The organism is Methanobacterium petrolearium (assembly GCF_017873625.1).
Taxonomy (GTDB): Archaea; Methanobacteriota; Methanobacteria; order Methanobacteriales; family Methanobacteriaceae; genus Methanobacterium; species Methanobacterium petrolearium.
On sequence record NZ_JAGGKL010000001.1, the window covers coordinates 409,828 to 427,208 of the forward strand.

Below are 17,381 nucleotides of genomic sequence, written 5' to 3' on the forward strand. Positions count from 1 at the left end.
AGTCAATTAATAATCAATTAATATATTTTAGTTAAGTAATGATTTTCATTATTTATTTTATTGTTTGAGTTTGCTTTCAATTATCCTAGCTTCTGCATTACATTTTTCCTTAATAATATTTCCGATACTCTTTTCCAGCATGTGGGGGTTAATTGAAATCCAAATATTTGCATCTTTGTCGTTTTTCAGTTTTTTAACTTCTAAAACGCCATTAGATTCTTTTAAAGCTACGATTGCTTTTTCAATATCTGCATCGGTTTTTATGCGCATCTCTGCACTTCGCCAGTTAGTCATTTTTTTGGCAATCTCTATTTTATCCAGTTCTCCTTCTATTTTACTGTTGATATGAGAGTAAAGGGGCAGGATTATGATAGCAACGGCTAAACCAGCAATAGTAGTTATAAGAGCAACATATATTCCTTCAGCCATGGCGGTAGGGCTGGCATTCACGCCCAGTGCTTTGAAAGTGTACCACATTCCAAGAACAGTCCCTATCAATCCTAAAAGAGGGGCAACTTCGATAATAGTTCGGATGGTGTCCATTCCTTTGGTCATATGTCTAATTTCGACAATGAAGACCCGTTCCATCGCATCTTCCACTTCTCTATTGTTTCTAAAACCAATTTTCAAGGCTTCGGCGACAATTTTAGAAATGGGGTTTTGATAACGTCCAATGGAACGTAAAGCCTCCAAAGAACCGCCTCTTTCCATTGCTTTGTTCACTTCTCCCATAATTTCGGGTAAACCTACCTGAGATATCTTACGTAGATAATAAATTTTCTCCACAGAATAGAATACACCATAGATACCAATTATGGTAATGATGTAGGTGATTACCCCTCCACTTTTAAACATTTCCATTATGGTGTTGATGGAGTTGGCGAAGAATTCGTAGATCATCTTATCCTCTTATTAAATTTCATTGATGTTAAGGGAATGTAATTTTTTTAGACAATTATTTTATTATTTTTTCAACGGTAGCCCAAGATCTGCGTACAAAATCTGGTAGTTCTCCTGGAGAAAGTGTTTTCAGGAATTTAATTGTTTTAGGATCACTGGGATAACCGGAACCAATATCTGCTTTACATTCTTTTCGGATGTCCTGAATTGCCCTGTCACGTTCTACCTTGGCAATGATGGAGGCTGCAGAAACTATGGGGTAACGATCATCTGCTTTGTGTTCAGCCACCACCTTTACTTCAGGGTGTATTGCTTCCAGTTCACCAGTTAAACGTTCTGGTTTGACATCCATGGAATCGATGAAACAGGTTGAAGGACTGGATTTGCCGATGATACGATTGATGGCAATTTTTTCAATCTCGTTTAGGTTAACATCCCTTGATCGTAGCATGTCTATATCTTTGGCAGTGATATGTACGGTGTGACATTCAGCGATTCTGTTTATCTTACGGTATAAGGCTATTCTTCTTTTGGGTGAAACCTTCTTGGAATCTTTTAAACCAAGTCTTTCTAAATATTTAATTCTTTCCTCTTCCAGTGCCACACCGCAAACAACTAGGGGTCCTAAAACAGATCCCCTTCCTGCTTCGTCTATTCCCATTATTTTCATGAGTTGATTGATTACTCCAATGGATTTAGTTTATGGGATTGATTGTGTTTATGAATTTATTTCATGGCTTTTAAACGGACTTCTGGTTCTAGTGCCCGAGGTTCAGCAGCTACGATGGCAGTTCCTTTGGCCACCACGGTCATTGGATCGTCAGATATCTCTACAGGCACACCGACTTCCTCAAAGATCCGTTCTTTAAGTCCTCTAAGTTGTGAAGTTCCTCCTACTACCACAGTCTTGTTGTAGACACCGGAAATTAATTCGGGGGACATTCTTTCTAGTACATGGGCTAAGGCTTTAACTAACTTAATAATGATTGGTTCAGCAGCATCTGCCACTAGATTGGAATCTATTTCAACCTTTTTTGGTTTGTTGGTTTCAAGTGATTTACCAATGACAATGGTTTTACCGCCTTCACTGTCACTTTGGGAGTGAACCATTCCTACTTCAATTTTGGCCTTTTCAGCTTCGTGAATTCCTATTTCCACGTTGTAGATTTCTTTAACTTTTTCCACGATGTTAGAATCGATATCGTCTCCACCACTACGGATGGTTTCAATATCAGTTATTCCTCCTAATGAAATAACCACCACATCACTTGATCCAGCTCCTATATCAACAACCATGGTACCGGATGCTTCTGCTATTGGCAGTCCTGCTCCGATGGCTGCAGCCAGCCCTTCACTAATCACCAAAACGTAATTGGCACCTGCTTTTTTACCTATGTCTTCAACAGCTTTTTTTTCCACTTCAGAAGCATCTCCAGGAATACCAACTACTATGCGGTCTATGAGTTCTTTTTCTTCTCCTGAACCAAGGTCCATGGAGTATATTAGCAGGGCTTCTGCCTGGGCTATACTTTCAATAACTCCCTGTCTGAGTGGTCTGACTGCTATGATGTCCTCAGGAGTTCTTCCTAACATGGATTTGGCTTCTTCTCCCACGGCCAGCACGTAACCTGGATCTTCTTTTTTAACAGCTACTACTGATGGTATCTTAAATAAGTCGAACTTGTCACCTGATGGCTTGGCTACCACGGTGTTAAGGGTTCCAAGGTCGATACCCAAAGTGTGGGACAAAGCCTTTTTCTTATCATCTTCTACTTCATCTTTTTTACCTAAAAAACTGAACATTTTAGTTAATCCTCCTTTAATATTTTCTTAAATTCGATTAAGAATATCTTGTTAGATCTGGCTAGTTCCTTAATTTTAGCAACCTGATCATCTTCTGTTGATAATAAAACTGTGGATAATGCTACATCTGCCATTTTAAATAGTGGATCTATGGTGTTTCTAATAAAGCGTGGTAACATGTTGGTGATATAAACATCAGTTTCAATGAATCCTGTAGTTTGATCTTCAATTAGGAATGAAAGTGGGGTGCCACTTTTTTCACAGTCACCAATAAACTTTTTTATGGAATTTTCAGGGCCAACTGTTAACAGTAGATTCGCTTCATCTTTAACATAATAAGGTGCAATTTTTAGGTATGCACCGCCATTTTCTTTACATATCATGCTTAACTCTCTTATTTTGCTTGTTTCACCGTAAAGCATGATAAAATCAAATTTTTTTGTTACAAATGATTCTCTGGTAGTTACGTGTTCTCTGCAAAGTACTTTAACCCGTTCTTTATCCATTATTGCAGAGTAGGCAACATTATTAACCATATCCTCATTACCTGCAATAACACACCATATATAATCTGAATCTTGCACCGTAGAAACTTCGGCTGCTTTTCTTAAGATTTTTATTTTATCCTCGATCATCAATTACCACTTTATTAAAATTGAATTCTAACTATTTTGATATAGTACAGTAAAAGTTCATATCAATTTAATTTCCATAATAATATATATAATTAAAGTAAATTATGGGAAGATGCGAATTATTGAATTTATGGAAAATTTTTAATGTTGTTAAAGTGCACGATTATTAGAGCTACTATTAGATTTCTAAAATATATATAGTAAGTGATAAAGCTACTATCATCATGGACATGTACTACAATTAATGCACATACTAACTTTAATATATAAATTTTCATAAGTTTGCCATTTTGGCAGATCAGATTCAAGAATAAACTATATTTTTCTAAAGGGATAACACATGTTTGTCAAGGGAACTTTTAAAAAAGTTGGAATATTGTTAACCATAGCGGTTTTACCTTTCCTTTTTGGGTATGTAATTATAACTTTTTTACTATTTTCAGCGATAGCTTTTCTAATGCAGTTTTTCAGGGATCCTAACCGGATTACTCCTCTTGATAATGGTTTGATTATTGCTCCGGCAGATGGTAGGGTACTTAAAGGAAAAATCGATTGTGTGAAAACAGTTCACTATGAAGACCCAATGATGGAATACATATTAAGACCTGGAAAAAAAGGTATTTTGGTAAGTACTTTTATGTCTCCTTTTGATGTTCATGTTAACAGGGCTCCCATTTCTGGTACCATTGTGAAGACCAAACATTACCCAGGTAAATTTAAGATCGCTATGCGAAATGTACTTACTGAAAATGAAAAGAATTTAATAGTTATAGATTCAGAGTATGGAAAAGTGGGGGTCATACAGATAGCTGGTTTCGTGGCCAGACGCATAGTTCAGTATGTGGAAGTAGGTGACCAGGTGCAAACAGGGGACCGTCTTGGAATGATAAGATTTGGTTCCAGAGTTGATCTAATCATCCCTTATGAAAACACAAAATTGATGGTTTCTGAGGGTGAAAAACCAACTGCAGGAGAGACTGTTATCGCCCGCATGCACAAAAAAACTTAAAAATATTATTATAATTTGTATTGGAGTACAAATATGAATATCAAGCATTATATAGCGCTGCCTGATTTTGTTTCCCTGGCTAATGCCTGTTCAGGTTTCTTGGCTTTGGTAATGCTGTCCATTGGAAACTTAATACTGGCATCCCAGTTCATGCTCCTGGCGGTGATCTTTGACTCTGTGGATGGTTGGGTGGCCCGTCGAACTAAACGAGTTGATGAACATGGTTTCGGCAAGAACATGGACTCACTTTCGGATGTGATCTCATTTGGTGTTGCACCCGGAATGCTTTTGTTTTACGCGTGCCAGTCGTTTTCGATCCAATACATTAATATACTAGTATCACTCCTAATAGTTATATGTGGAATATTACGACTCTCCAGGTTTAATGTACTTGCAGATTCAAGTGATGTTTCAGGTGGAGATAAATTCGTGGGACTACCCATACCTACCACTGCCTTGATCCTAGGATCATTCTACATCTCAGGCATGTTCCGAATGGACCTTGCACTAATCATCATGACAGTGGTTGCGGTGTTAATGATAAGTACAATTAAGTATCCTAAATTTAAGGGTATAATATTGATGGCAGGTGGTAGCATATTAATCATTGGAACAATTTTGCCCTACAACATTTCATCATCAATTGCATTTCTTCCCGCAAAGCTTTTATTCATCTTCACCATACTATATGTATTAATTGTGCCTCTTATGGAATTATACGGCAGGCTTCTTGAGAAGTGGTCCACATGTTAGATAAGATCTTAGGAAAGAAGGATAAAGATAAAGATGTCCCTGATCTGCGAAAAGACGGGAAAAAATCGGACTCGGACATTGGGGGCCGTCTTAAGGGTATGGTGTCCAAGGCAACCGAAAAATCCAAAGAAAAGGTTAATGGTGATAAAGATGGGGGTAAGCGCCCATCTGGGGGGAAGGCTCCTCGGCCAATGCCAAAACCGCGCCCAAAACCGCGCCCTACATCAAAAGACAAGCCTACTTTAAAACCCCCCCTTAGAAAACAGCCTCCAAAAAAGAGGGGTCCGCTAGGCAGTATAACTGGTGGAGCTGGCTTTGGAGGTGGAGGTTCTGATGATGATCAGAGAACACTGGTTGGTGCAGCTGTTTTTGGGATTATTCTCATAGTTCTTGTTGGTGCTGGTTACTACTTTTTGGTTTATGCACCTTACCAGGAATCCATGACTGCGGCTAAGGAAACCAAGATTTCAGAGGTTAATACTTACTTTACAGGACCTCTTGCAACGGATCCCAGAAAAACATCTATTTTAGCTGAGATTGATGGTGGAACAACACCCGAAATGGTGTTGGCGGTGGATGTGACAGGCCCAGCAACTTCTGCATGGAGAGAGTATCAACTTCAACAGATATCATCTGAAAAAGATCCTTACGGTAGAGTCATGATCACTTACGATGCTGGCGGACAAAAAAACCTGATAATGAAAACTTCAGCTGCTAAGAAAATAGTTAACGAAGCCGATGCTGCGGTTTTAGTGAACCTGAAGATTGAAACCCCAGACACTGTTGCAGTACCCATAATCATATCCCGATTGCAAGCAGCTGGAGGGTTGGTGAATGTTGGAGATAGTGTTGATGTTTATCTGACTACAACAAATGCTTCTAGTACAACAACATCAAATGCATCCAACCAGACAACTACAACTGAGTCTACAGCAACACCTAAAATTAGTGGAGCCACTGTCCTGGCGATTTTAAGGGCTAAAGACAGTGGAACTGTCGATGCAAATCTGCAACAATCCCAGGAGATTGCAGTTAATACTTTAACCATGACCAACAGTAGAAGTCAGAGTGCAAGCACTGATGTTGAACAACTTCTCAGGGCAGCAGCTTCAAACACATGGGATGAATCACAAGTAACTACTCTACTCAAAGCTTATGGTTGGAAGTTATCCGACTTCGAAAGAGCCTCTAATTTGGGTGAGCTTGATGTAAGATACATGGTGGTGCTGGAAGTTCCACGTGAAAATGCACTGTTCCTGATGCAGAACAGCCAAAACTTACAACTAACAGTTCCAACCCAGAATGCTCCAACATGGATGGTGAAAGAACTAAAAAGCATATATGGATCTGGATAAATCAAATCCACATCCATTCACATCCATTATTAGGGATGGTCTAAAGGAATCAGGTAATAAAAAGTTGGATAGTGGTTAAGATGAACATCAACAGATTATTCACAGCTTTAATCTTATTACTAGTGATATTTAGTTTTTCTTTAAGTTCTTCAGCAGTTTCATGGGATTCATCTTACGATGATCAACAAGCATGGATTGAGGAACAGGGTGCAGAAGCACAGTTCACTTATCTTGAGGCTACCATCACTGCCAAAATCAAAAATAACAATGATCATGTGGAATATTTCAAGATAAGTCAAACATATACTGGGACATTAGATACTGGTGCTGGTTCAGCTATAACTTGGGAAATACTGTGGACCAATCCATGTGCATTAAAGATGATTAAGTATATGTCTGATGTTGACAGTGATGATCTTGGTTGGAAGATACAACCTGGTGAAACTAAAACTGTTTCATTCAAACTACGAGCATATCCCACACCTACTTCCTCTTATCCGAATTATATAAGACAACCTGGAATAAACAATACCTTTTGGCCACTTGTAAATGAACCTGGTTTACAGGCTTCTTGGTTCCTTCCTAATGAAATTGAGTATCTGAACCCAAGTTTAGATCTTGTCTCCTGGAAGGGTCATTTCTGCTTCTGGATAAAAAACTTTGACTACACAAGACCCAAAGTATCAGGTATAGTAAGAGCACCAATAGTCCCAATTGACTCAAAACTTACTTACAGTAATCCTAAAGTAACCTATATAGATAAAGAGGTTCCATGGGCTAACACTGCCGCATGGGATGTACTTTTATACCCTGGTCAGAGTAAACATTTCTCCTACACTTATCAGTGGCCGTCAACATCTAGTTCAAGCTATAGTGGAAGTGCTGGTTCAGCATCTTATGATGTTCCCACCACTGCTGCTGCGTCAACCAATGCTTCTGTACCCACTACATCAGAAACAGGAGTTCCATTTGCTCTCTTCGTGGTTGGTGCCATTATAATAGCTGGTGGTGTAGTCTACGCCAAGTTCTTCCGATGAATTTGGGGTGGGTTAACAAAATCAAGTACATTAAGTTGGCTTCAGAGGTTTACGAAATTTTTATATTGATGATATCCCCATAGTCATGGTCATCATTAATTTAGTAAATACATCATTAATATTGGTGAAATATTATCATCGTTAATGAGTGAGATTTGGGTTATCATGATAATAGTCATTTAATAACTTTTGAATTCCAACTTCCATATTACACACTAAGGTAACCTAGTCATGAATCAGTACATGGTGCAGTGAATCTAATGAAAATATCCACTTTTTTCATAATAGTTGGAATAGTGATCATCTCTTTTTACGCATTGATAGAGGTTAATTATTACTCTGCCACTCAGACCATTAATCAAAAACCTGGAGACACTCCCTATATTATAATTCCTGAAGTCGGGGTAGATGATCCCATAAATAACAAATCAGTTGATTATGGCATTTACCATGAGCCGGAATCCGCCAAACCAGGTAATGGAACAGTTGTTCTATTTGGGCATCGCACACTACACGGGTCTCCCTTTCTCAAACTTGATCAGCTAAAACCTGGAGATAATGTAACTTTAGAATGGCCTGGCATTGGTTATGTTGAATATGTTATAGAAAACAGCACTATTGTACCTGCAGATTATCGGTTATCAGTCGAGCAGGGTAATGTATTATTTCTTATCACCTGTTATCCTCTGGGATCAACTAAGGAACGGTTGATGATCAAGGCTAAACAGGTGGATATATATCCTATTAAGAATGTCAGAGCGGTCAACCCTCAGAAAAATTATGCCATTTACATTATCATAGCATTCATGGCCATCGGTTCTGTTTTAAGCTTTTTATATCCTGTAAAAGATGATAGGGCCATAATATTCCTGGTGGTTGTGGCTTTGACTCTCTTTTTGATACTTGGTTATTTTTTCCCCGTACCGCCAGATACTTTGGAATCAAACATGTCCCGTGCAAGTGATTTTTTAAGTTTTGGATTTTAAAAATCGTTTAACAGGGATAATAATGATAATTTTCACAAGGGGATAAATATTATGTTCAATGAATTTTCTTCAATGAATCTTCTATAACTAGAAATAATCGAATTTATAGGCAATCAAATAATATAGTGATTATTATGAGTGATGAAAAATATTTTCAGAACATCAGCTCACGGGAACGAGCCATATTTGAAGGTGCCATTACTATGGGTGCCCTTTTTCATCAGTTTGTGGGAACTCCAGTAAGTCCCAAGAGTACCAATTCTCTTGAAAAAGCCATAGAGGAATCTTTAGAGTTACAACCCTGCATTGAATCTGTTAACGTGAAGATTAACCATCAGCTGATGGAAGAAGAAGAAAATGAATACCAATACCTCTCTTTAACTGGGGAAATGTTGGATGTTAGAGTTGTTTCCCAGTATGAGGGAGTGAAAGTTGTGGTACGCATGCACTACATAGAAGAACTACACTATCCCTTGATGTACGTGGAAGAAATAGATTGAAAACATAAAAAAAGTGTTAAGCTTCATTAAAAGTATTGACAAGGGCGTTTTTGGTTTATTATTGTATTTTACTCAATAACAATTATTTAATAATATCGTAGACATTAATAGAAATATCACAGTAAAAATTATATAAAAAATGGTAGATTTCATGATAACTGTTGATGAGAATCTGTGTAAAGGCTGCAACATCTGCACCGAGTTTTGCCCGCGTAAGGTTTACCAGAAATCTGGAGTACTTAACAAGAAGGGCGTGCATGTTCCAGTACCTGAAAATGAGGATAAATGCACCCAATGTCAGTTATGTGCATTGATGTGTCCGGATCAGGCAATAAAAGTAGATGAGAAAGTGGATGAGAAGGATGACAAGTGAAGATTATTTCATACAAGGTAATGAAGCCTGTGCCAGAGGGGCAATTAAAGCAAATTGCCGATTTTTTGCTGGTTACCCCATAACCCCCTCTACAGAAATCGCTGAAGACATGGCTGTGTTCCTTCCCCGGAAAGGAGGAACATTTGTTCAGATGGAAGATGAAATATCTACCCTGGGTGCAGTCATAGGGGCAGTATGGGCAGGTATGAAGGGAATGACCGCCACATCAGGGCCAGGGTTTTCCCTGATGCAGGAACACATAGGCTATGCAGTAATGACAGAAACACCCCTGGTAATAGTGAACATGCAGAGGGGTTCTCCATCCACAGGACAGCCCACCATGGCCAGCCAGGGAGATATGATGCAGGCCCGCTGGGGATCCCAGGGAGACTATGAAATTATAGCTTTATCTCCCTCATCAGTACAGGAATGTTTTGATTTCACAGTGGAAGCCTTTAATCTGGCTGAAAAGTACAGGGTACCAGTCATGGTAATGAGTGATGAAAACGTGGGACACATGCGAGAAAAAATCACCATCCCAGAAAAAGTAGAGGTAAAAACGCGAAGCATGCCTGAAGAAGGTCCAGATACATACCTCCCTTATCGTGCCGAGCCGGATGAAACCAGTCCCATGCCTGCTTTAGGGGATGGATACAAAATACACGTTACTGGATTAACCCACAATGAAAAGGGATATCCGGATGCATCAAATCCACAAGCACACTCAAAACTGGTTAAACGTTTATGTAACAAGATCAGACTGCACACCAATGAAATATCAAGAATAAAAACGGAAAACGTGGAAGATGCGGAGATAATAATTATTTCTTACGGTGCTCCATCTAGATCAGCACTTAAAGCAGTAAGAACAGCTCGTGATCAGGGTTTGAAGGTTGGTTTTATCAAAATTGATGTGGTATGGCCCTTCCCTGAAGAAATGATACAAAAAGCAGTGGGTAATGCCCAGCGGGTGATTGTAGTGGAGATGAACCTTGGACAGATATTTTATGAGGTTCAAAGGGTTCTTCCCGAAGTAAAAGTAGAATTAGCTCCTAAAATAGGTGGAGAAATGCACCTTCCTGAAGAGATCTTGAAACAGATCAATTCAAAGAAAGATTGAATTAAGCTATAAACCAAGTATTGTTTAGATCAACTGAGATTTAGTATCAATAGACAAATATTATTGATTTTCATCCCATGGAGATGGAGAAGATGGACGAAAACAGGGAAAATCGCTTTATGAAGTACTTAAGGAAGGATAGACTTCCTCATATATTCTGCGCAGGATGCGGTAATGGTATTGTAATGAACACATTCTTCAATGGTATGGAAATGGCAGGGGTGAATTTTGAAAAGGTGGTGATGGTATCAGGGATAGGATGCTCCTCCCGAATACCAGGATATGTGAAATGTGACTCCCTTCACACCACCCACGGCCGCCCCATATCATTTGCCACAGGTATCAAACTAGCCAATCCAGAAAATGAAGTGGTGGTATTCACTGGAGATGGTGATGCAGCAGCCATAGGAGGAAACCACCTTATCCACGGTGCCAGACGTAACATCAACATCACAGTCATATGCATCAACAACAGTATCTACGGCATGACTGGGGGTCAGATCAGTCCCACCAGCCCTAAAGGGAGTTATGGATCCACAGCACCCTACGGGGCACTTGAAAGACCATTTAAACTTTCTGAAATGGTTAAAGCTGCAGGAGCAACCTATGTTGCCAGATGGACAACTGCACAACCAGTACAACTTTCCAACGCCATTAAAAAAGCCCTTAAAAATAAGGGATTCTCATTCATAGAGGTAATGTCTCAATGTCCCACCTACTTTGGTCGTAAGAACAAAATGCGATCACCCATTGAAATGTTGAAATGGATGAAGGAAGAGAGCATTGTTAAAAGAAGAGCAGACAAACTTTCGGCAGAAGAACTGGAAGGAAAGATCATAGTGGGAGAATTCCAGAATAAAAAGGAACCTGAATTCTCAGAAAAGGTCTGCCAGTTATTAGAAGCCCAATGTACAACTGGAAAACCATCATCAACAAGATCAGCATATGGGGGGGACTAAAACATGCGAAAAGAAGTTAGAATAGCTGGTTTTGGAGGTCAGGGGATTATACTGGCGGGAATTGTGATAGGCAAGGCCGCAGCTTTATATGATGGTCTACAGGCAGTTCAAACCCAATCTTATGGGCCGGAAGCACGGGGTGGTGCATCCAGAACTGAAGTGGTTATCAGTGATGAGGAAATAGATTATCCTAAGGTACAACATCCAGACATATTCGTGGCCATGTCTCACGAAGCCCTCCTTGCCTACCTGAAAGGGCTTAAACCAGGAGGGATCCTGATAATAGATCCGGACTTGGTGATGGAGGATGAGATCAGTTCCTTTATAACCGAACATAACATTCAAGTTCATCATGCTCCTGCCACCCGCACTGCCGATGAAAAAGTAGGACTACGGATCGTGGCTAACATAGTAATGATCGGAGCCATAACCGGCTTTACTGGAATAATATCTGAAGAAGCTGCCCGTAAAGCCATAGCAGCAAGTGTTCCTCCGGGAACAGAGGACAAAAACCTTTCTGCATTCGAAGCAGGAATAGAACTTTCCCGTGAGGAGGCATAGTTAATGAAGATCCATGAATATCAGGCTAAAGAGATCTTCCACAATGCCGGAATATCCACCCCCCAAAGTATAGTGGCTGAAACTCCTGAAGAAGCAGAAAAAGCCGCTATTAAGATTGGTAAACCAGTGGTCATAAAATCTCAGGTTCTTGTTGGGGGAAGAGGTAAAGCTGGAGGCATTAAATTTGCTCAAAACCCTGAAATGGCCTATCAACTAACAGAAAAACTTTTAGGAACACAAATCCGTGGAGAAACTGTCCAAAAAGTTATGGTTGAGGCGATGCTGGATATTCACGATGAGATTTACATGAGCGTGGCAGTGGATCGATCCGCCCGAAAACCCCTTATAATGGCTAGCATGGCTGGTGGGGTGGATATCGAAGAAGTAGCCAGGCAAACACCTGAAAAAATTGTTAAATACCATTTAGATCCGCTGGATCAGTTTTTACCATACCAGGCCCGTGAAATAGCTCGTAAAATGGGGGTTAACTCTAAGTTGATATCATCGGTGGGTGGGATCATCTGGAAACTCCATCAAATATTCCAGAATTATGATGCTAACATTGTCGAGATCAACCCCCTGGTTTTAACCAGTGATGGTTTGGTTGCTGCTGATGCTAAGCTGGATATTGATGATGATTCTTTATACCGTCACCAGGATCTGGCACAACTACAGACAGAACCTCGTGATGAATTTGCTTATGTGAAACTGGATGGAAACATAGCAGTCATTGGTAACGGTGCTGGTTTAACTCTTACTGGTATGGACATGCTCAAATTATACGGTGGAAAACCAGCAACATTCCTGGACATTGGGGGAGGAGCCTCACAGGACAACATTGCCAGGGCATTGAACCTGGTTATTTCTAACCCCAATGTTAAAGTAGTGTTTTTAAACGTTTTAGGAGGTATTACAAGGGCGGATGATGTTGCAAACGGTGTTATCACTGTTTTGAAAGGTTCAGAAAGAGAGGTACCCCTGGTCATCAGACTTACCGGTACCAATGAACAAGAAGGGCAACGCATCCTAAAAGCAGCAGGGATTAGTTATGAAACTTCCATGGGGGCCGCAGCTAAAAAAGCAGTTGAAATATGTAATAGTTTGGAATAATCTCTTTTTTTATTATCCTTTTGTCATGTGCATCCCAGTTTATAATATTAATTTCAACATCCTATCTTAAACTTTTTTTGACAACCACCACATGAGCTATTACCATGGCCGATAAGAACATGTAGGTTACCATAGCAGCTCCGTTTATTGTTCTGTTAAATAAGAAGAGTCCGACAATGGTTTGAGCTATGAAAGCAGTTAATGCACCTATTAAAAGAGCTTCTCTTCCAAGATAAACCCTGCTTCCCACTCTCCTTTTGCTTCGGTACTTACGGAGCACATAAAATCCACAGCACATAACAATGACACACCAACCAAGCAGTGCTAAGAGACCACCATATCCGAAGTCAAAGGCAATCCCAAAGATTCCAGGGAGCATGTAATCAATTATATCTTTTTTAACAACTAAAACTCCGAAAAATAGTGGGAAAGGTAGTGTAAGTTTACTTATAAGTGTCATGGGGAGTGTGATATATCCGTCGGATCCACCTAGGCAGTTTGCCCCCCAATAACATGAACCCTGGACGTGTCCCCACAAAGTCGTGTTTTTTATCACCATTTTAATACTGGGAAGAGCATATTCCTCTAATCGACTCAAACGGAGCATGGGACTTAGAACTTCAGCATTAAAAAGTTTGGCTAATAATTCCAAAACGGCGAAACCACCAATAACTGCTCCAACTGCCGTAAATATCCTCTTTCGGGTTATTTTCACGCTTCTACGGAAGCTTTTGGATGTGATAAAGTAGGCAAGGAACCATCCTAGGAACCATAGTATCAAAAATGATCTGTGCATCAAACCTCCTGCAATGGCTATTACAGCAAAGAGGATTAGCGAAATGGCAGTGATAGATGTTGATTTGATGTCAACTTCACTTAACAGACTGGCTGATGCTGAAAGGGTGGTCCATGCAAAAACTGCCAGCGGACCAAATGGGTGGGTGAATTCCTGATGAGAAACATAGGGCAGGAAGAGGAGGGCAGTATCCACACTGAAAAGTCCTGCCAAGAACATGGTTAGAATAAGGGATAAAAACAAAACCATGCTCAGGGTAAATGGGATAATGTTTAAAAGGAGTATAACACCCATCTGTATTATTGCGGCAACTTCTATTATGAATTGTAGATGATTTTGAGCAATTAACATGTTATCACAATGGTATTATGTTTTGGATAGATCTCCTGCGCAGGTGTCATTTTTTTTAATGTTTACACTTGTATATTATGTGGGTTGGAAATAATTTCTGATCTTGATAATTCAGAGGCATGTCTTATATTTTTTTAGTATTCAGTTGTAGGTATGATTTGTAAGGATGTTCTTAATTTGGATAGTATTATATTAAACTTATTTTGTGTTTTTAAATTAGATAAAACTCATTATATAATCTACAAAGCTCTGTAAGTAGTTTATTATTTGTTGGATTATTCCCTGGGATTGGGATGCCTGTTGTGTTGCAAGTTCAAGTTGATTTTTGAAGTCAGTAAGACTATCCTGAGCTTTTTGAGAGTTAGCTATAGCATCAGCTATTTGTTGTGCCTGGGCATCTGTCAAATTGATGTTCAGGTTGGCGGCAATGTTAATCACGATAGCCTTTATTTGGGCGGGGTCCTGCAAATTCTGGTTTTTTGCTTCCTGTTGTGCCTGATCAAACAATTCTGCGATTTTATCAGGGTCATGGCCGGTTTGGTCAGCTATCTGGCTTTCGGTGTATAATGATTCAGTGGCTGCTTGTTTGGCTTCTTCAGGTATAGGAGTACCAACAGCAATTTCATATGATTTTAACACACCGGTTAATGCTGATTCACCGGTAGCACTAACTGGTGAAGTTACCACTACATAACCATTTTCTATTCCAGTTGATTTCAGGGCAGTGGCGTACATTTTCGATGTTACTACGGTAATTTTGCTGTTATCCACAACAACTTTGATCCCCTGACTGTAGCTCAAGTCTACCATGGCACATGAAAATATCTGGCTAGACGGGTACGTCCGGCCGGTGATGTCCTTGGAGATTTCATTAACTTCTGCAGCGGTAACCACTTTACTATTAGCTTCATTCACATTTCTACTGGTGTGAGATTCAAAATAATTTAGCACCGTATTTTTATATGATGGATTACTGTATGTTGTCTCCCCGTAGGTGATTGCAAAACCAGAATTATCCGTATTTGTACTTGCACTGTATATGGGACTTAAAACAACAACCATTATTATTAAAGCCAGTAACAATCTTTTCATCTTACCACTTCTCTAGCATTTTATTGTTGGGAACAGATTTCTAAATTAATTAATAGTGTTTTTATGAGTAACACCTAATTAAATTTATGGGAAAATGATTCAAAGAAGTGATTAGGTTCCATAACACTCTCTGACTTTTAGATGATACCTATAAGAAGTATTATGATGAAGTTGTGAAAATTCTTCAGAGTTTTTGTCTTAAATAGAGTTCATGGTAATAGCAAATTAGTGGTAATTAATTCAGGCCAGTAAAACCACCCTGCTCTCAGGGGAGTGGTCAACGATCTTCCGCCCACATAAAACAGCAATTGATTGGGCAAATCGGTAAACTTCGTCATTTTTTGGCATATTGTCTAATTTTAATCGTTCTCGAGAACTTCCAACGTACATGTATGCTTTGATCTCCACAAAATCAGGATTACTCTCACTGATGATCTTGGCATAATCTTCAGGGTTGTTCATATTATATCCAGATACACAAGTTATCCTGATGACAGTCCTACATTTGAAACTGGACAAAAGTTCCAGGGACTGATTTAACTTTTCCCATCCATCTTTTATTTGTGGATCACAAATATTTTGATATATCTCAAGATTAGGAGCATCAAGGGACAGATATAATTGTGTTGGTTCCATCTTCATGTTTGCTAATTTTTCAGGACTCACACCATTACTGACCAGGAAAGTGGTGAAATGCCTTTTTTTGTACTCTTCCAGTAATTCATCAATGGCAGGGTAGAGTAAAGGTTCACCGGCCAGTGATATGGCCGCATTGGTGGGGTTCTGGGCTTCTTTCAGTTTCTTTTGATTTGCACGCGGATTGCCAAAATAACCCACCAGCAGTTTTCGCTGGGCTTGTATACATTCATCGATTATTTCACCGGGTTCATCGAATTCTTCATCCCAAGTAGTGTTGGTAATGGAAACATCTCTCCAACAGAACAGGCATTTATGATGGCAGAATGGGATGCTGGGTGACATCTGGAGACACCTATGGCTTTTGATACCATAAAACTTTTCTTTATAGCAAACACCCTCATCCAGAAGGCTTTTTTTGGTCCAGTGACATACTTTAGCAGCAGCATGCCTTTTTGTCCCAACAAAACGATATCCTTTTTTTTCTAATGATTCTAAAGCTTGATCTGATAGTGGCATGTCTACTTCCACCTAGTATGAATTTTCATTAGTCTACAATAAATTACCAACTAATTTAACATATTAACATGACATTTATAATAAGTAATTATGATGTGTATGATTTATTATATGACATGGCAAAAAGTGGATTTTTGAGGATCAATTACTTAGTGTAGATGTCAATTCAATGATTGTTAAATATGTTTGGAATTGGAATTTTATCCCACATAGAATTTTTTCACGCCTACCATTTCTTCAAACTCAAAATATTTTGATTAAAAAAAATTATTAATTATAATGGTTTTAATGACTTAATGTTATTAATAGAAAAGAATCAGACCTCTATTGTCTAAAAAGGCTTTATAATCTCTTAAATGGGATTAAGATCCATATTAACTTCTTTTTATAAAAAGTCTTGATTTGGTGGTCTTTAATCATTTAAAGTTAGATTAATTCCGTTTTATGCCTTATAAGGGCGTAAATCACTAATATATTATTGAATTGGATATCCTTATTTTAGGGAAATAGGCTTTAAATTAAGCTGATTTATTAAAAATAATAAAGGAAGGTGCTTATCCGAGATTGTTAATATAAATAACTTGTCAGTGTGTCTTAATTGTTTAAAGAAGCCCTCTTTGGTCCTTTTTTCGAAAATTATTTCGAAACCTTTATAAGCTAAGTAGGTTCCATCATAAAGTAGTCCAAGAGGGTCCTATGAAACGAATTTTATGGGACACGGAGGCGGTATAATTAAGCGTGTGAAGCGAAATTCTACTTATGCAGTACTATGTATGTTATGTTTGGTTCTGGCGGCTGTTCCTATTTCAGGTGCAGTTGGTGACCAAGATAACAATGTGAACAATGAAAATTCTGCTAGTGATCTGAAAGTCGGAGTTAGCAGTGA

At 39.0% G+C, this 17,381-nt stretch carries 18 protein-coding genes; 11 read left to right on the top strand and 7 right to left on the bottom strand.

Features of this window, described 5'->3' with window-relative positions:
* Positions 1–57 precede the first annotated feature (57 nt).
* Genes J2743_RS01960 through J2743_RS01975 form a run of 4 tightly spaced genes read right to left on the bottom strand, consistent with a single transcriptional unit; the run spans position 58 to position 3,338 of the window.
* A complete protein-coding gene (locus J2743_RS01960; protein WP_209624828.1) occupies positions 58–900 on the bottom strand; it encodes a MotA/TolQ/ExbB proton channel family protein in 843 nt (280 codons plus the stop codon).
* 55 nt (positions 901–955) lie between these two features.
* On the bottom strand, positions 956–1,570 hold the full coding sequence (gene rnhB / locus J2743_RS01965; protein WP_209624830.1) for a ribonuclease HII: 615 nt from the start codon (positions 1,568–1,570) through the stop codon (positions 956–958).
* A gap of 56 nt (positions 1,571–1,626) precedes the next feature.
* The gene (locus J2743_RS01970; protein WP_209624832.1) at positions 1,627–2,703 is read right to left on the bottom strand and encodes a rod shape-determining protein; all 1,077 of its coding nucleotides are present in this window, start codon (positions 2,701–2,703) and stop codon (positions 1,627–1,629) included.
* A 5-nt stretch (positions 2,704–2,708) separates the two neighbouring features.
* Positions 2,709–3,338, bottom strand: a complete 630-nt coding sequence (locus J2743_RS01975) for a hypothetical protein (RefSeq protein WP_209624834.1) — start codon at positions 3,336–3,338, stop codon at positions 2,709–2,711.
* Positions 3,339–3,678: 340 nt separating this feature from the next.
* Between J2743_RS01975 and J2743_RS01980 the strand changes: the two genes are divergently transcribed.
* The 11 genes from J2743_RS01980 to sucC all read left to right on the top strand — a co-directional run bounded on the left by J2743_RS01980 (position 3,679) and on the right by sucC (position 13,101).
* Positions 3,679–4,347: an archaetidylserine decarboxylase gene (locus tag J2743_RS01980; RefSeq protein WP_209624836.1), complete on the top strand. Its 669-nt coding sequence runs from the start codon at positions 3,679–3,681 to the stop codon at positions 4,345–4,347.
* 33 nt (positions 4,348–4,380) lie between these two features.
* Positions 4,381–5,100 carry an archaetidylserine synthase gene (locus J2743_RS01985; protein WP_209624838.1) on the top strand — a complete coding sequence of 240 codons (720 nt, stop codon included), beginning with the start codon at positions 4,381–4,383 and terminating at the stop codon, positions 5,098–5,100.
* Positions 5,094–6,455, top strand: a complete 1,362-nt coding sequence (locus J2743_RS01990; protein ID WP_209624840.1) for a DUF515 domain-containing protein — start codon at positions 5,094–5,096, stop codon at positions 6,453–6,455. Before J2743_RS01985 ends, J2743_RS01990 begins: the two co-directional genes overlap by 7 nt.
* An 80-nt stretch (positions 6,456–6,535) precedes the next feature.
* Positions 6,536–7,492 carry a hypothetical protein gene (locus J2743_RS01995; RefSeq protein ID WP_209624842.1) on the top strand — a complete coding sequence of 319 codons (957 nt, stop codon included), beginning with the start codon at positions 6,536–6,538 and terminating at the stop codon, positions 7,490–7,492.
* A gap of 260 nt (positions 7,493–7,752) precedes the next feature.
* Positions 7,753–8,478: a class E sortase gene (locus J2743_RS02000; RefSeq protein WP_209624844.1), complete on the top strand. Its 726-nt coding sequence runs from the start codon at positions 7,753–7,755 to the stop codon at positions 8,476–8,478.
* A gap of 134 nt (positions 8,479–8,612) precedes the next feature.
* Positions 8,613–8,978: a dihydroneopterin aldolase family protein gene (locus J2743_RS02005; RefSeq protein WP_245247919.1), complete on the top strand. Its 366-nt coding sequence runs from the start codon at positions 8,613–8,615 to the stop codon at positions 8,976–8,978.
* 151 nt (positions 8,979–9,129) lie between these two features.
* The gene (locus J2743_RS02010; protein WP_209624846.1) at positions 9,130–9,351 is read left to right on the top strand and encodes a 4Fe-4S dicluster domain-containing protein; all 222 of its coding nucleotides are present in this window, start codon (positions 9,130–9,132) and stop codon (positions 9,349–9,351) included.
* The gene (locus J2743_RS02015; protein ID WP_209624848.1) at positions 9,341–10,471 is read left to right on the top strand and encodes a 2-oxoacid:acceptor oxidoreductase subunit alpha; all 1,131 of its coding nucleotides are present in this window, start codon (positions 9,341–9,343) and stop codon (positions 10,469–10,471) included. The genes J2743_RS02010 and J2743_RS02015 overlap by 11 nt, the downstream gene beginning before the upstream one ends.
* Positions 10,472–10,548: 77 nt before the next feature.
* On the top strand, positions 10,549–11,430 hold the full coding sequence (locus J2743_RS02020) for a 2-oxoacid:ferredoxin oxidoreductase subunit beta (RefSeq protein WP_209624850.1): 882 nt from the start codon (positions 10,549–10,551) through the stop codon (positions 11,428–11,430).
* Positions 11,431–11,433: 3 nt separating this feature from the next.
* The gene (locus J2743_RS02025) at positions 11,434–11,991 is read left to right on the top strand and encodes a 2-oxoacid:ferredoxin oxidoreductase subunit gamma (RefSeq protein WP_209624852.1); all 558 of its coding nucleotides are present in this window, start codon (positions 11,434–11,436) and stop codon (positions 11,989–11,991) included.
* Positions 11,992–11,994: 3 nt separating this feature from the next.
* On the top strand, positions 11,995–13,101 hold the full coding sequence (sucC, locus tag J2743_RS02030; protein WP_209624854.1) for an ADP-forming succinate--CoA ligase subunit beta: 1,107 nt from the start codon (positions 11,995–11,997) through the stop codon (positions 13,099–13,101).
* A gap of 61 nt (positions 13,102–13,162) precedes the next feature.
* Here sucC and J2743_RS02035 read toward each other — a convergent pair whose 3' ends face one another.
* The 3 genes from J2743_RS02035 to twy1 form a co-directional block, all read right to left on the bottom strand.
* Positions 13,163–14,248: a hypothetical protein gene (locus J2743_RS02035; protein ID WP_209624856.1), complete on the bottom strand. Its 1,086-nt coding sequence runs from the start codon at positions 14,246–14,248 to the stop codon at positions 13,163–13,165.
* A 216-nt stretch (positions 14,249–14,464) separates the two neighbouring features.
* Positions 14,465–15,340: a DUF1002 domain-containing protein gene (locus J2743_RS02040; RefSeq protein WP_209624858.1), complete on the bottom strand. Its 876-nt coding sequence runs from the start codon at positions 15,338–15,340 to the stop codon at positions 14,465–14,467.
* 240 nt (positions 15,341–15,580) lie between these two features.
* Positions 15,581–16,495, bottom strand: coding sequence for a 4-demethylwyosine synthase TYW1 (gene twy1 / locus J2743_RS02045; RefSeq protein WP_209624860.1), 915 nt, complete (start codon positions 16,493–16,495; stop codon positions 15,581–15,583).
* Between the last annotated feature and the right edge of the window lie 886 nt (positions 16,496–17,381).

What these genes read in the sequence shown, in the direction of transcription:
- J2743_RS02015 (WP_209624848.1), top strand. Translation starts at nt 9,341, where the DNA reads ATGACAAGTGAAGATTATTTCATACAAGGTAATGAAGCCTGTGCCAGA.
- J2743_RS01995 (WP_209624842.1), top strand. Translation starts at nt 6,536, where the DNA reads ATGAACATCAACAGATTATTCACAGCTTTAATCTTATTACTAGTGATA.
- J2743_RS02005 (WP_245247919.1), top strand. Translation starts at nt 8,613, where the DNA reads ATGAGTGATGAAAAATATTTTCAGAACATCAGCTCACGGGAACGAGCC.
- J2743_RS01960 (WP_209624828.1), bottom strand. Translation starts at nt 900, where the DNA reads ATGATCTACGAATTCTTCGCCAACTCCATCAACACCATAATGGAAATG.
- J2743_RS02000 (WP_209624844.1), top strand. Translation starts at nt 7,753, where the DNA reads ATGAAAATATCCACTTTTTTCATAATAGTTGGAATAGTGATCATCTCT.
- J2743_RS01980 (WP_209624836.1), top strand. Translation starts at nt 3,679, where the DNA reads ATGTTTGTCAAGGGAACTTTTAAAAAAGTTGGAATATTGTTAACCATA.
- J2743_RS01990 (WP_209624840.1), top strand. Translation starts at nt 5,094, where the DNA reads ATGTTAGATAAGATCTTAGGAAAGAAGGATAAAGATAAAGATGTCCCT.
- twy1 (WP_209624860.1), bottom strand. Translation starts at nt 16,495, where the DNA reads ATGCCACTATCAGATCAAGCTTTAGAATCATTAGAAAAAAAAGGATAT.
- J2743_RS02020 (WP_209624850.1), top strand. Translation starts at nt 10,549, where the DNA reads ATGGAGATGGAGAAGATGGACGAAAACAGGGAAAATCGCTTTATGAAG.
- J2743_RS02035 (WP_209624856.1), bottom strand. Translation starts at nt 14,248, where the DNA reads ATGTTAATTGCTCAAAATCATCTACAATTCATAATAGAAGTTGCCGCA.
- sucC (WP_209624854.1), top strand. Translation starts at nt 11,995, where the DNA reads ATGAAGATCCATGAATATCAGGCTAAAGAGATCTTCCACAATGCCGGA.
- J2743_RS02010 (WP_209624846.1), top strand. Translation starts at nt 9,130, where the DNA reads ATGATAACTGTTGATGAGAATCTGTGTAAAGGCTGCAACATCTGCACC.
- rnhB (WP_209624830.1), bottom strand. Translation starts at nt 1,570, where the DNA reads ATGAAAATAATGGGAATAGACGAAGCAGGAAGGGGATCTGTTTTAGGA.
- J2743_RS01970 (WP_209624832.1), bottom strand. Translation starts at nt 2,703, where the DNA reads ATGTTCAGTTTTTTAGGTAAAAAAGATGAAGTAGAAGATGATAAGAAA.
- J2743_RS01985 (WP_209624838.1), top strand. Translation starts at nt 4,381, where the DNA reads ATGAATATCAAGCATTATATAGCGCTGCCTGATTTTGTTTCCCTGGCT.
- J2743_RS01975 (WP_209624834.1), bottom strand. Translation starts at nt 3,338, where the DNA reads ATGATCGAGGATAAAATAAAAATCTTAAGAAAAGCAGCCGAAGTTTCT.
- J2743_RS02025 (WP_209624852.1), top strand. Translation starts at nt 11,434, where the DNA reads ATGCGAAAAGAAGTTAGAATAGCTGGTTTTGGAGGTCAGGGGATTATA.
- J2743_RS02040 (WP_209624858.1), bottom strand. Translation starts at nt 15,340, where the DNA reads ATGAAAAGATTGTTACTGGCTTTAATAATAATGGTTGTTGTTTTAAGT.